General features: G+C 70.2%; 11 protein-coding genes. 1 reads left to right on the plus strand and 10 read right to left on the minus strand.

What is annotated here, in order from left to right:
* Positions 1-66 precede the first annotated feature (66 nt).
* Positions 67-840 (plus strand): DUF899 domain-containing protein, encoded by a 774-nt coding sequence (locus F4560_RS16870; RefSeq protein WP_184921113.1) that lies wholly within the window; start codon positions 67-69, stop codon positions 838-840.
* Here the strand turns inward: F4560_RS16870 and F4560_RS16875 are convergent, their stop codons facing one another.
* The 10 genes from F4560_RS16875 to F4560_RS16920 form a co-directional block, all read right to left on the minus strand.
* Positions 841-1,698, minus strand: coding sequence for a carbohydrate ABC transporter permease (locus F4560_RS16875; RefSeq protein ID WP_221483531.1), 858 nt, complete (start codon positions 1,696-1,698; stop codon positions 841-843).
* A complete protein-coding gene (locus F4560_RS16880; protein ID WP_184921115.1) occupies positions 1,695-2,648 on the minus strand; it encodes a carbohydrate ABC transporter permease in 954 nt (317 codons plus the stop codon). Before F4560_RS16880 ends, F4560_RS16875 begins: the two co-directional genes overlap by 4 nt.
* Before the next feature lie 70 nt (positions 2,649-2,718).
* The gene (locus F4560_RS16885) at positions 2,719-4,026 is read right to left on the minus strand and encodes an ABC transporter substrate-binding protein (RefSeq protein WP_184921117.1); all 1,308 of its coding nucleotides are present in this window, start codon (positions 4,024-4,026) and stop codon (positions 2,719-2,721) included.
* Positions 4,023-6,167 carry a glycoside hydrolase family 36 protein gene (locus F4560_RS16890; protein ID WP_221483532.1) on the minus strand — a complete coding sequence of 715 codons (2,145 nt, stop codon included), beginning with the start codon at positions 6,165-6,167 and terminating at the stop codon, positions 4,023-4,025. Before F4560_RS16890 ends, F4560_RS16885 begins: the two co-directional genes overlap by 4 nt.
* Positions 6,168-6,229: 62 nt before the next feature.
* On the minus strand, positions 6,230-8,389 hold the full coding sequence (locus F4560_RS16895) for a carbohydrate-binding protein (RefSeq protein WP_184921120.1): 2,160 nt from the start codon (positions 8,387-8,389) through the stop codon (positions 6,230-6,232).
* A 208-nt stretch (positions 8,390-8,597) separates the two neighbouring features.
* The gene (locus F4560_RS16900; protein ID WP_221483533.1) at positions 8,598-9,641 is read right to left on the minus strand and encodes a LacI family DNA-binding transcriptional regulator; all 1,044 of its coding nucleotides are present in this window, start codon (positions 9,639-9,641) and stop codon (positions 8,598-8,600) included.
* Positions 9,642-9,702: 61 nt separating this feature from the next.
* On the minus strand, positions 9,703-10,677 hold the full coding sequence (locus F4560_RS16905) for a glycine betaine ABC transporter substrate-binding protein (RefSeq protein WP_184921122.1): 975 nt from the start codon (positions 10,675-10,677) through the stop codon (positions 9,703-9,705).
* Complete coding sequence (locus F4560_RS16910; protein WP_184921124.1) at positions 10,674-11,435, minus strand: ABC transporter permease; 762 nt, start codon at positions 11,433-11,435, stop codon at positions 10,674-10,676. Before F4560_RS16910 ends, F4560_RS16905 begins: the two co-directional genes overlap by 4 nt.
* Entirely contained in the window at positions 11,432-12,544 is a 1,113-nt protein-coding gene (locus F4560_RS16915) for an ABC transporter ATP-binding protein (RefSeq protein WP_184921126.1), read from the minus strand. Before F4560_RS16915 ends, F4560_RS16910 begins: the two co-directional genes overlap by 4 nt.
* Positions 12,534-13,184, minus strand: a complete 651-nt coding sequence (locus F4560_RS16920; protein ID WP_184921128.1) for an ABC transporter permease — start codon at positions 13,182-13,184, stop codon at positions 12,534-12,536. The genes F4560_RS16915 and F4560_RS16920 overlap by 11 nt, the downstream gene beginning before the upstream one ends.
* Positions 13,185-13,325: the final 141 nt, after the last annotated feature.

The following is a 13,325-nucleotide window of genomic DNA, read 5'->3' on the forward strand; positions in this document are numbered from 1 at the left end:
CGGTCCTGCGCGTCGCCGTGCGACGGCATATCCTGGTGCCCGGTACCGGACACCAGGAAGGACACCATGCCGCTCGCACCGGACGACCCACCCACCGGCCGCCCGCCCGTGGTCGACTTGGCGACCTGGCAGGCCGCCCGTGACGAGCTCCTGGTCCGAGAGAAGGCCCACACGCGCGAGGGTGACGCGCTCGCCGCGGCCCGCCGCCGGCTGCCGATGGTGGAGTTCGACGGCACGGTGGAGGTCGTCGGGCCCGATGGTCCGGTGCCGTTCCTGGATCTGTTCCAGGGCCGCGACGAGCTCGTGGTCTACAAGCACATGTGGTACGACGGCGCGCCGCACCAAGGGCAGTGCGAGGGCTGCACCACCACAGCCTGGCACCTCAAGGACGCCGTCTACCTCAACGCCCGCGGCGTCTCCTTCGCCATCCTCACCACGGGCCGCTGGGACGAGGTGGCCTCCTACGTCGAGTTCATGGGCTACACCCAACCCTGGTACTCGGTGCACGACGTGGCGGAGCCGGTCGGTGGCGAAATGGGTTACCTCACCTGCTTCCTGCGCGACGGCGACCGCGTGTTCCTGACCTACTCCACGACCGGCCGCGGCACCGAGCGGGTCAACGGGTCTTTGGGCCTGCTCGACCTGACGCCCTACGGCCGCGGTGAGGCGTGGGAGGACAAGCCCGAGGGCTGGCCGGAGGGCGATGTCCCTTGCTGGTCCTGGCGCTCGGACGCGGACGGGAACCCCACCTGGGGGCCGACGAGTCGCCCCGTGCCGCAGTGGACCCGGCCCGGCGCGACCCCCGTGGACACCCTCGGCCGGCACGGCCCCTATCACTGATCACTTGACGGCTCCGCTGGTGATGCCGGAGATGATCCGGCGTTGCGCGACCGCCAGCAGGACGACGAGCGGCAGGCTCATCAGGACCACGTAGCCGAAGATCAGGTGCCAGTTGTTGAGGTACAGCCCCGCGCTCGCGACCCGGAACAGGTTGAGCGGCAGGGTGTCGAGCCGTCCGCCGACGACGAAGAACGCGTAGAACACGTCGTTCCAGACGTAGAGGCAGATGAGAATCGTCGCGGTGGCGAGGACCGGGCGCAGCATCGGCAGGACCACCCGGCGGAACACCGTGAACGGGCCGGCGCCGTCGATCTGGGCCGCCTCCTCCAGCGCGGTGGGGATGGTGCGGACGAAGCCCGTCACGAAGAAGATCACCGTGGACATGTAGATGCCGAGGTAGACGCCGATCATGCCGACCGCGCTGCCGGCCAGGCCGAGTTGGCGCAGCAGCAGCACGACGGTGACGACGGCCGGTGGCAGCACGATGCCGCTGATGGCCAGGGCGTACAGCACGGCGTTGAGGCGGGTGGCGCGGCGGGCCAGGATCCACGCGGCCATCGACCCGAAAGTGAGCACTCCGGCCACTGTCGGCACGACGACGAGCAGGCTGCCGAGGAACGCCGCCGGCACCTCGCCGTCCACCCAGACCTTGCTCAGGTTCTCCAGCAGCTGCCACCGGGTCGGCAACGAGAGGTCGGGGTCGAGGGCTTCGCCCTGCGACTTGCCCGCGGTCACCACGACGAGCCACAGCGGGATGCCGATGACGCCGAGCACGAGCGCCGTGGTGACGAACGGTTGCAGCCTGGTCCAGATGCGCGCGTCGCTCCCACGCGGACGGGCGTTCTGCGATGGGGTCACAGGATCTCCTCGCGCTTGCGCAACGTGCGGATCACCGGGAAGGCCATCAGGGCGACCAGCAGGAACAGCACCAGGCTCATCGCGGTGGCCTGGGCGAACAGGCCCTGCCCGAACGTGCGGTAGATGAAGATGTTCAGGATCTCGGTGGTGCGGGCCGGTCCGCCGCCGGTGGTGGCCTGCACGATGTCGAACCCGTTCATGGAGCCGAGCAGGGCGGTGGCCACGTTGAACGTCACGGCGGGCGCCAGCAGCGGGGACTTGATCAGCCAGAACGTGCGCCAGCGGGACGCGCCGTCGATGCGTGCCGCCTCCAGCATGTCCTCGGGGATCGTCTTGAGGCCGGCCAAGTAGATGAGCATCGACAGGCCCATCCACTTCCACGCGTGGATCAGCGCGACGACCACGATCGACCACGTCGTGTCACCCAGCCACGCGTAGTCGAACGTCCGGCCGATGATCACGCCGATCAGCCCGTTGAGGCTGCCTTCCGGCTTCAGCAGGGCCTGGAAGATGTAGCCGACGGCGAGCGCGGACATCAGCACGGGCACGAGGAAGAAGATCCGGGCCACGCGGTTGAGCCGGGTGTCGCGTTCGAGCAGCACCGCGAGGCCGAAGCCGAAGAGGTTCTGGAACAGCGCGACCAGCACCGCGTAGACGATGGTGATCCGCACCGCCCGGAACAGGGTGCCGTCCGACGCGAGCTGGGTGAAGTTGTCCAGGCCGGTCGGGTTGATCGCCGACTTGAACCCGGACCAGTCCGTGAACGCGTAGACGAAGTTGTAGAGCGTGGGCAGGAAGAAGAACACGAGCAGGATGGCGAACGCGGGCACCATGAACCACATCGGATGCGTCCGGCGGTTGATGCCGCTCGCGCGGCGCGTGGTGCCCCGTCGCGATGTCGGTCGGGGTGCGGCCCGCTCCAGCACGGGCGTTTGTTCTGCTAGGCGCATCTGTCGTGCGGCTCCTTGATCAGGTGGTGCGCGTCGGGTGCGTGCGGCCCGCACCCGACGCGCACGGGGCTCAGAAACCCGGCGCCCCGGCTGCCTTGGCCAGTTGGGCGAACTGGTCCTGGGTGGCCTTGGCGACCTCTTCCGGAGTCATCGTCCCCACGATCATGTCCGCGAGGTTGATGTAGAGGTCTGGGTTGGCGATCGCCAGGGCCTGCATGGAACCGACCGCCGTGGGCAGCGAGCCGTGCACGTCGATCAGCGCCTGGGGCACGCCGGGCGGGTCGGAGACGGCGGTCTGGAGCGACACGGTCTTGCGGTCGTTGAGGAACGGCTCGTAGCCGGGCCCCATCCAGTACGACAGCAGCTGCCGGGCCGCGGCCTCGCGCTTGGCGTCACCGGTCCGGAAGGCGACCAGGGCGTTGGACTGGTCCGGGATGAACGTGCCGACGTTGCCGGACGGCGAGATCGGGAAGAACCCGATCTTCTGGTTGAGCGTCGCGGTGTCGGACTTCGCCTGGAGCTGGCCGAAGAACGAGTTCACCTGCACGACCATGGCGGCGTCACCGGCGAGCAGCGCGGCGCCCTGGTCCTCGAACTTGGCGGTCTTGATATCGGCGTTGAACAGCCCTTCGTCGACGAGCGCCTTGTACTTCTTGATCGCGTCGAGCACGACCGGGCTCTCGAACGTCTCCTGGTTGGTGTTGATCCGGTCCCACAGGCCGTTCTTCGCCGCGTCGGCGAGCAGCACCTGGACCCACCACTGGGTGGCCCACCGGTCGCCCGCCATCTCGAAGAACGGGGTGACGCCCTTGGCCTTGAGCGTGCGGGCCGCGGTGACCATGGCGTCGAAGTTCTTCGGCAGCTCGGTGATGCCGTTGGCGGCGAAGACTTCCTTGTTGTAGTACACGCCTTCCACGGCAGGGCTGGTGATCAGGGCGGCGTACCGCTTGCCGTCCAGGATGCCGGTGATGTCACGCAGTTCCGGCTCCAGCTTGGACAGCCAGGGCGCGTCGTCGAGCGGCTGGAGGTTGGTCTTGGCGTTGATGGCCGTGAGCATGGACGCGGTGGGCTGCCAGAACGCGAGGTCCGGCTTGTCGCCGGTGGCCACCTTGGTCTGGATGCCCTGCTCGTAGGGGTCGGGGATGGTGACCACGTCGACCTCGGCGCCGGTCGCCTCCTCGAACGCCGCCACCACCTTCTCCGGCACGGTGTTGCTGTTCTGCGCCGCCCAGACGGTCAGCTTCACACCGTCGAGTGACGCGGTCGGGTCGGCCCAGGTGACGGCGCCGTCGACGGCTGTGTCCGCGCCCGGGTCGCTGCACGCGACGAGCCCCAGCGTGAGCGCAGCGGCGGCGGCGACGCTGATCCATCTGTTCATCGTGCTGTTCCTTCGGTGGTGGAGGGGGTGACCGGCGCGTCGGCGACGATCCGGAAGAGTCGGGCGGAGGCCGGTTCGGCGGGCGCGGTCAGCGTCAAGGTTCCGGTGTCCGGGTCCCAGTCGCACGTCCAGGCGGGCAGTTCACGTGGGTAGAGCACCTCGATGTCGATATGCCGACCACGCAAGTGCGGCAGTGCGAGCACGGCGGCCGTGCCCTCTCCCCCGCGTTGCCACGCCGCCAGGTACGTGACGTCACCGGAGCGGAGCGCGAGGCTGAGCCACGGGTCGTCCCACGCCGGCAGGCCCAAGGGCCACAGCGGCACCGAGGTCGCCAGGTCGGCGCGGATGTCCTGGTTCACCCGCACCGCCGCCCGCACCGAACGCAGCTGCTCGGAGGTCATCAGGTCCAGCCGCCCGGACAGGTAGAGCCGGCCGAGCATCCCCGTGCACACGGTGTACGCGAAGTGCTCGTCGGTCATGTCGGGCTGCGGGTAGGCCCAGCTGGCGGACTGCTCTGGCAGCACCGACATGGGCGCGGACACGGCGATCGGCGGGTACCGCAGCGGGTCCTGCTGGTCGCTGGTGGACTGGAGCTGCATCCGGGACAGCAGGGCGTAGTCCATTCGCATCGCGCCCGACGCGCAGTTCTCCAGGATCAGGTCCGGGTGCCGGTCCAGGACCCGGTCCAGCCACGCCAGGTGGGCCCGGTTGTGGCTCAGCAGCCCGGCGCCGGGGCTGTCCGCGACCAGGTCGGTGCCGGCCCCGGGGTTGATGTTGTAGTCGAGCTTGAAGTAGCCGACGCCCAGGTCCCCGACCAGCCGGTCGACCACCTTGTCGAGGTGCGCGACGGCGGCCGGGTGCCGCATGTCCAGGTGGTACCGGCCGTGTTCGACCAGCCGGACGCCACTGCGTTGCAGGAACGCGGTGTCCGGGAGCTTGTCGGCCACCGGGCTGCGCACGCCGACCACCTCCGGCTCCAGCCACAGGCCGGGGACCATGCCGCGCTCGCGGATGCGGGCGAGCACCTGCTCGATCCCGCGCGGGAACCGGGTGTGGGACGGCTGCCACTCGCCGACGCTGTCCCACCAGTCGGAGCCGTTGTCGTACCAGCCGGCGTCGATGCAGAAGACCTCCGCGCCGACGTCGGCGGCGGCGTCGACCAGCGGCAGGAGCTTCGCCGTGGTCGGGTCGCCCATCAGAGTGTTCATGTAGTCGTTGAACACCACAGGAAGGGCGGTGCGGTCGCGGTGCGGGCGGACGAGTTCGCGCCGGTGCGCGGTGAGGGCGGCGATGGCGCCGTCCACACCGGACTCGGAGACCGCCACCGAGACCGGGACGGTGGTGAACGAGTCGCCGGGCAGCAGGACGTCCTGCCACTGGTGGTCGATGTCCGTCGGGCCGAGCAGCGCCAGGTACGGGCCGTCGAGCCGTTCGCCGACCTCCCACCGCCAGGCGCCGTTGTGCTCCACCTGCCACAGCCACGCCCGCCCGCTCCGGCGGTCGACGATCCCGCCGGTCGGGAGGTGCGTGCCGGTGGACCAGGTGCCGGTGCTGACGGCGGCGAACCGGCCGCGGCCGTCCTGCCCGTGCAGCGGGAGGCCGAGGTCGGGGACGCCGTCGGCACGCAGCGGACGACGGCTCCACCGGCCCTCCCCCAGCCACTCGCTGTCGGCGCGCAGCAGGTCGACGTCCTCGACCCGCACACCGGCGAAGCCCGTGGCGAACGACGTCACCCCGTGCAGTGGCACCGGTCTGTCGCCGGTGTTCGTGACCGTGGTCCTGACCTGGCAGGCGCCGACACCGTCGACCGAGCGGAACGACGTCCTCGCCACCAGCCCGGTCCGCTCGTCGCGCACGTCGACGTGCAGCTCCTCCCACTTCCCGTCACGGGTGCGGGCGGAACCGGCGTAGACCATGCGGCGGCCGAGAGCGGTCTCCGAGAACCGGTGGGACACCCTGGCCCGGCCTTCACCGGCGACCAGCAGCTCCACCAGTGGCTGGGTCGCCCTGGGGTGGACGGTTCCCGGCTCGGCGCCGGACAACGTCCGGACACCGACCGGGCCGTCCGGGGACACGTCCACGACCAGCTCCAGCGCCGAATGGCCCCAGACCACGGTCGTGGCGGACTCCAACGAGATCACCCATCGCTCCTGTCGTGCGTTGTTGATGTGCCGGCGCCTGCCGGCGGGAAGAACAGCGCGAGCTAGCCGATCGGCGCCGCGATCCGGATCAGGTCGATGTTCGGCGCGTACTGCGAGGCGTTGGCGAAGGTGATCGAGTTGCGCCCGGCGGCCAGGTCGACGTCGATCACCGTGGTCCGGTAGGTGGACCACGCCAGCGTGTTGCGGAAGAACGACCGCTTGCCCGGTCCGCCGTTGACGCTGATGTCGGCGTACCGGTCGACGATGTTGTTGTTGTAGGCGTGATCGCCCTTGACCTCGGCGTTGGCGTAGCCGACCACCATCCGGTAGCGGCCGGCGGTGGGCACGGTGACGTTCTCGAACCGCAGGGTGTTCGCGACTCCCGCGCCGATCCAGCCGACGTACCGCCCGCCCGACGCGGCTGCGTCGTTCACCACGACCGCCGTGCCGCCCAACGTGTTGCCGTTCTCGGCCTCGTACGTGGTCACCGTCCCGGTGGCGGGCGTGACGTCCAGGTAGTCGATGTTGATGGCGTCCCGGTCATCGGCCGCGAACGCGTTCACGTCGATGCGGTTGATGCCGGCGGTCAGGAAGACCTTGGTGGTGGCGGTGTTCCAGGTGTTCCAGTCGGCGGTGCCGGGCAGTGACCGGTCGGTGAGGTCGGAGCCGTTGAGCCGCAACCGGATCGAGCGCGTGGCGGGCGCGCCGGTGTACGGACCGGCGGAGTAGCGCAGGCCGACGTCGTAGTAGCCGTCGTTCGGCGCGGTCACCACGAACTTGGTGCTCGCGTTGGTGCTGGCGCCGTAGCCTTCGGTGAAGTAGGTGCCGGAATAGCCAGTGTTCCCGCCGTAGGTGACCCTGGCGCTGCCGTCGAGGCGCGCGTACTCCGCCTCGTAGCGGGACGTGGAGCCCACCGACGACAGGTCGCGGTCCGGCGTGAGCACGACGTGGTAGGCCGACGCGCCCTTGAGGCCGGTCAACGGGATGGTGACCTGGCCGGAGCCGACGGTGTAGTCGCCTTCCCGCACGACGTACGGGCCGGCCGACGGGTTGAGGCCGGAGCTGTCCACGCCCCACACCGTCGCGTGCACCCGGTTGCCGAGGTAGGACGCCGAGCCGAGGCCGCGGACCACGATGTCGGTGTCGTAGGTGCCGGCGGTGGTGCTGTTGCCGCCGAAGACGATCCGGGCCTGCTTCTTCGCCGGGTCGAGCGCGGCGACGCCTTGCAGGGAGCCGCCGGGCGAGGGCGGGGTGACGGCCACCGTGCGGCCGGTCAGCTCGCCGTACCACTTGTACATCCACCACGCGCCGGTCGCCTGGTTGTTGCGGGTCACCAGGTCGTTGAGCCCGCCCGCCGTGGTCCAGTACGCCAGGCAGCCGTCGACCTTCGAGGCCTCGAACTTGGCGACGAACTGCACCAGGTTGCCGGGCACGCCGAGGTCGCCGGAGCCGCGGCCGTACTCGTTGATGGAGATCTGCCGCGAGCTGACGCCGAGGCTGCGTTCGATGGACCGGTAGTCGTCGTAGTGCTGCTGCCAGGAGCTGAAGAAGTCGTCACCCAGTTCGTGCCAGGCCATCACGTCGGGCAGCACGCCGTTGTCCCGGCTGTACTGGAGGAACGCCCGCAGGTCGCCCGACCGGTAGTTGGAGAAGCCCGGTCCGGCGATCCGCGCGCCGGGGTCGATGGAGCGGATGCGCTGGTAGACGGTCTTCCAGTCGGCCAGGAACCGGCCCCTGAGCTCGCTGGAGTACCAGATCCAGTCGGGTTCGTTGAACGGCACGTACACGTACGACGCGCGGTGCGGGTCGGCGACGACCTTGCGCACCATCACGTCCACTTTGGACAAGTAGTCGTTGATGCCCAGGTTCTCGTAGGGCCAGTTCTGGTAGATGTCCTGCATGTAGATCTGGACCTCGCGGCCACCGGCGCGCTTGAACATCGGCGCGATCTTGAGCGCGTCACCGTTCGGGTGTTGCAGGCCGTCGGGCGCCTTCTGCGCGGTGACGCGGGGGTTGAGCGCGGCCAACATGGTCTCGTTCGGGATTCCCTCGTCACCGAGGCCGTACAGGAACCCCGTGGCGCCGTACCGCAGCGCGCCCGTGTCCACCCCCAGGTCGACCACGAGCTGCGATGGCGCCGCACCCGCCGTGGGCGGCAGACCCGTCACCGCCAAGGCCGCCACCACGGCGTACCAAGCGATCTTCACCTTTGCCGACCTCATCGTCGTTCCTCCTAGTCGCGGGGTCGAACGGCTGGCGCAGAGCGGCGGATGCGGACCAGCCGGCCGAGCGAAAGCGAGCCGGTGACCTTCGTGCTGATCACGACTATGTGACCGGTCACATCGACACGCCCAAGAGTGTGAACGCTCACATCCCTCGAGGAGAAGACCGCGTTACGTTGTTGTTACCTACATCTCCGGGGTGCCCTGCTCACCGAGGGGGCGCGGTCGACTCCCGCACGACCAGGGACGGCGCGGCCAACACCGCGGCCGGTCCCGACACGCCGTCCAGTTCGGCCACGACCGCCGTGAGGCACGCGCGCCCGAGTGCCACGAAGTCCATCCGCACGGTGGTGAGCGCGGGAGTCCAGTACGCCGCGCCGGGCACGTCGTCGAAACCCACGATGCTGACGTCCCCCGGCACGTCCCGGCCCGCTTCGTGCAGTGCCCGGCGCACGGCCAGGGCGGTGTCGTCGTTGCCGCAGAGGATCGCTGTCACGTCGGTGTCGGCCGCCAACCGCTGTCCGGCCTGGTAGGCCGAGCGGACGTCCCACCCGGCGGGGACGACGGGCGGAACCGGGGCGTCCGCCTGCTCGAGGGTGTCGCGCCATCCGGCCTGGCGGGCGCTCGTGCCGGTCTCGGACGGGATGGCGACGTGGTGCACCGTGCGGTGGCCCAAGGCGAGCAGGTGCCGCGTCGCGTCGGCCACCGCCTGCCGCTCGTCCAGGTAGATCATGGGCCGCGGGATGTCGGCGAGTCCGCCGGCCTCGGTCGCGGCGACGGCGGGCACGTCCGCCGGGAGCGCCCGCAGGACACCCGCCCCGGCCGCGTCGAAGGCGACCACGATGACGCCGCCGGCGTTCGGGTCGCTCACGTACTCCACCGCGTGCCGTACGTCCACGGGGCGGTCGGACTCGACCACTCTGATGCCGACCGCCAACCCGTTGGCGCGGGCCGCTTCCTCGATGCCCTGGAGCGTCGAGGCGTAGCCGTACAGGGTGGTGTTGGCGGTGACCACCGTGACACCGCCCGACCGGCCCGAGCCCAGCGCGCGGGCGGCCCGGTTCGGCCGGTACCCGAGCCGTTCGATGACGTCGAGCACCTGCCGGCGGGTGTCCGGGAGGACGTTGGGCGAGTCGTTCAGCACCCGGGACACGGTCTGGTAGGACACGCCGGCGGCGGCCGCGACATCACGGATGCTGGGTGCGGTGGGCCGCCCGCGCTTGCGTGCGGGCATACCGGCGGGTGTTGTCACCCGGACATCGTGATCCGCGACGCCGGCGGCGTCAAAACCGGCCGGTCAGGATGCCGGCCGGTCAGGATGCGGGCAGTGAGACGAACCCCTCGCTCACCAGCCAGTCGCGGGCGACGGCGGCCGGATCCCGACCGTCGACGTCAACCTCGGCGTTGAGCCGTCGGATGGTGTCGTTGTCGAGCTTGGCCACGATGGGCGCCAACACCTGTCCGACCTGCGGGTGGGCGGTGTGGAAGTCGTCGCGCAGCACGATCGTGGCGTTGTACCGGGGGAAGAACTTCTTGTCGTCCTCCAGCACCACCAGGTTCAGCGCGACGATGCGGCCGTCGGTGGTGAACACCTCGCCGAAGTTGCACAGCCCCGTGGAGGTCGCGGTGTAGATCGTGCCGGTGCCGAACGTCTTGACCTCGGTCGCGCCGGGATCGAAGCCGTACGCCTTCGCGACACCGGGGAACCCGTCGTTGCGGCTGACGAACTCCGTCTCCAGGCAGAACACGCCCTTGTCCGGTGAGGCGGTGATCAGGGCGGCCATGTCCGAGGTGGTCCGCAGGTTGTTGGCCTTGGCGAACTCCTCGGTGACGGCGAAGGCGTAGGTGTTGTCGATGGCCGAGTAGTCCAGCCAGACGAGGCCGTTGCGGGCCAGGTCGGCTTCGCGCACCGCCTCGTACTGCGCCCGCTCGTCGGGGATCGGGTCGGTGTTGCCCAGGTAGCTGATCCACCCGGTGCCGGTGTAGTCCCAGGACAGGTCGACGTCGCCGGTGATCAACGCCTGGCGGGCGCTGTTCGAGCCCTGGATGTTCGTCATGTCCCGCACGTCGGCGCCGGCCGCGACCAGGGCGACCTCGGCGATGTAGCCGAGGACCTGGTTCTCGGTGAAGTCCTTGGAGCCCACCGCGATGTCCAGCCCGGCCAGTTCGGGCACGGGTCGGATGGAGCCGGGCGCCACGTCGAACGGCAGCGCGAACGACGACTCCAACCCGCAGCCGGACGTCAGCAGCACCACCGCCGCGGCGGCCAGTCGGGTGATCCGCCTCATCGCAGCCCCTTCGGTCCCAGGTAGGTCTCGACGACCGCGCCGAGCCAGTCCACGAGCAGCGCGAGCCCGACCGCCAGCACGGCGCCGGTGACGAGCACCGGAACCCGGGCGAGCTTGTAGCCGGTGTCGATCAGCAATCCGAGGCCACCGCCGTTGACGAACACCGCGAGGGTGGCGACGCCGACCGCGTGCACCAGCGCGGTGCGCAGCCCGGCCAGGATCAGCGGCACGGCCAGCGGCAGTTCGATCCGGCGCAGCACGGTCCCGGCCGACATGCCGATGCCGCGACCGGCGTCGACCAGCGCCGGGTCGACGCCCTGGAGCCCGACCATGGTGTTCCGCAGCACCGGCAGCAGCGTGTAGAAGGCGATCGGCAGCACCGCCGCCCACAGCCCTTCCGTGCCCGACACCAGGAAGAACAGGACCAGGATGCCGATCGCCGGTGACGCCTGGCCGATCGTCGCGATGCCGAGGAACAGCGGCGCGGCCCGGCGTGCCCACCGACGGGTGAGCACGATCCCGAGCGGGACGGCCACGACGAGGACGAGCCCGGTCACCACGAGGCTGATCACCAGGTGGTCCCAGGTCGCGGACGCCAGGGCCGACGCGTTGATGCTCTGCCGCTCGATCGAGTCGAGGTCGCTGGTGAACGCCCAGAGCAGCACGCCGCCGACCAGCGCCACGACGACGAGCGGCTGGACCAGCAGGCGGAGCCGCTCCACGCGTTGTGGTGAGGCAGTCGAGGTCGCGGCCGTCACGCATCCACCTCCGCGTGCTCGTCGCGCAGCTTCTGCACCGTGCCGATCACGGCGTCCATCTCGACCAGGCCGACGTACTCGCCGCGCGCACCGGTGACTACCGCCGCGCCGCCTTCGGTGAGGATGGCTTCCAGGGCGTCCTGGAGCGTCGATTGCAGCGACACCGGGGCGCCGACGGGCTGCGGTCGGCCGAGGTCACGGGCGTTCACCCAGCTCACCGGCCGGTTGCGGACGTCCAGGAGCAGCGCGTACCGGTGCTCGGACGCCGCCAGCCTGCGGCCCACCTCGGCCGGTGGGTCGGTCACCGACGCGGTCACCGCCTGGCTCAGCTCGACTTCACGCACGCGGCGCAGCCTGAGCTGCTTGAGCGACGCGCCCGCCCCGACGAACCCGGCGACGGTGTCGTCGGCGGGGTTGGCCAGGATCGCCTCGGGCGTGTCGTACTGCAACAGCTGGGACCGGGGTCCGAGCACGGCGATCCGGTCACCGACCTTGACGGCCTCGTCGAAGTCGTGCGTGACGAACACGATCGTCTTGCGCAGCTCGGACTGGAGCCGCATCAGCTCGTCCTGGAGGTTGCCGCGGGTGATCGGGTCCACGGCGCCGAACGGCTCGTCCATCAGCAGCACGGGCGGGTCCGCGGCGAGCGCGCGGGCGACGCCGACGCGTTGCTGCTGGCCGCCGGAGAGCTGCCGGGGGTAGCGGTCGCGGAACTCCGCCGGGTCGAGCCCGACGAGGTCCAGCATCTCGTCCACCCGGTCGGAGACCTTGGCGCGGCTCCAGCCGAGCAGGCCCGGGACCGTGCCGACGTTCTGGCCGACGGTCAGGTGCGGGAACAACCCCGCCTGCTGGATGGCGTACCCGATGCCGCGGCGCAGTTCGTCCGGGTTCAACGACAGCGTGTCCTCGCCGTCGATGGTGATCCGGCCCGAGGTCGGCTCGATCAACCGGTTGATCATCCGCATGGTGGTGGTCTTGCCGCACCCGGACGGCCCGACCAACACCACCGTCTCGCCCGCCGGGATGGTCATGCTCACGGACTCGACCGCGGGCGTCTGAACGCCGGCGTAGCGCTTGGTCACGTCGAAGAGCTGGATCTCACTGGCCACGGATCCCCCTGGAAACGGTGTGCCGGCCGATCAGCGCGAAGATCCCGTCGAGGATCAGCGCGAGGATGACGATGCCGAGAGTTCCGGCGACGGCCTGGTTGGTCGCGTTGGCGCTGCCCGCCCTGGTCAGACCGGCGAAGATCTCCACGCCGAGACCGGGGCCGCGGGCGTAGGCGGCGATCGCGGCGATGCCCATCAGCATCTGGGTGGCGATCCGGGTGCCGGTCAGGATCGCGGGCCAGGCGAGCCGCAGCTCGACCCTGGTCAGCACCCGCAACCGGCTCATGCCGACACCGCGGGCCGCGTCGCGCACGGCCGGGTCCACGCCACCGAGGCCCACGATGGTGTTCCGCACGACCGGCAGCAGCCCGTACAGCACGAGCGCGACCACCGTCGGCCGGACACCGAGGCCGAGCACCGGGATCAGCAGACCGAGCAGCGCGAACGACGGGATGGTGAGGATCGCGCTGGTCAACGCGGTCGCGGCGGTCGACCCGAGCGGGCTGCGGTACACCGCGACACCGATCGCCACGCCGATGACGGCGGCCAGCACCGCGCACTGCACCACGGCGCTGACGTGCAGCAGGGCTTCGACCAGCAGTCGGTGCCACCGGTCGGCCAGGAAGTCCCAGAAGTTCACGAAATCGCCCCCCGTTCGTCATCTTGCACGGGGCCGAAGCGCCCGACCCGTTCGAGCGCGTGCCGGTCGCGGGCCGAGCACTGACCAGCGGTCGGAGTCCACACGGGACGGATACCGCACCCCCTTCTCGGCTAACCTCTT

The organism is Saccharothrix ecbatanensis (genome assembly GCF_014205015.1).
Lineage (GTDB): Bacteria > Actinomycetota > Actinomycetes > Mycobacteriales > Pseudonocardiaceae > Actinosynnema > Actinosynnema ecbatanense.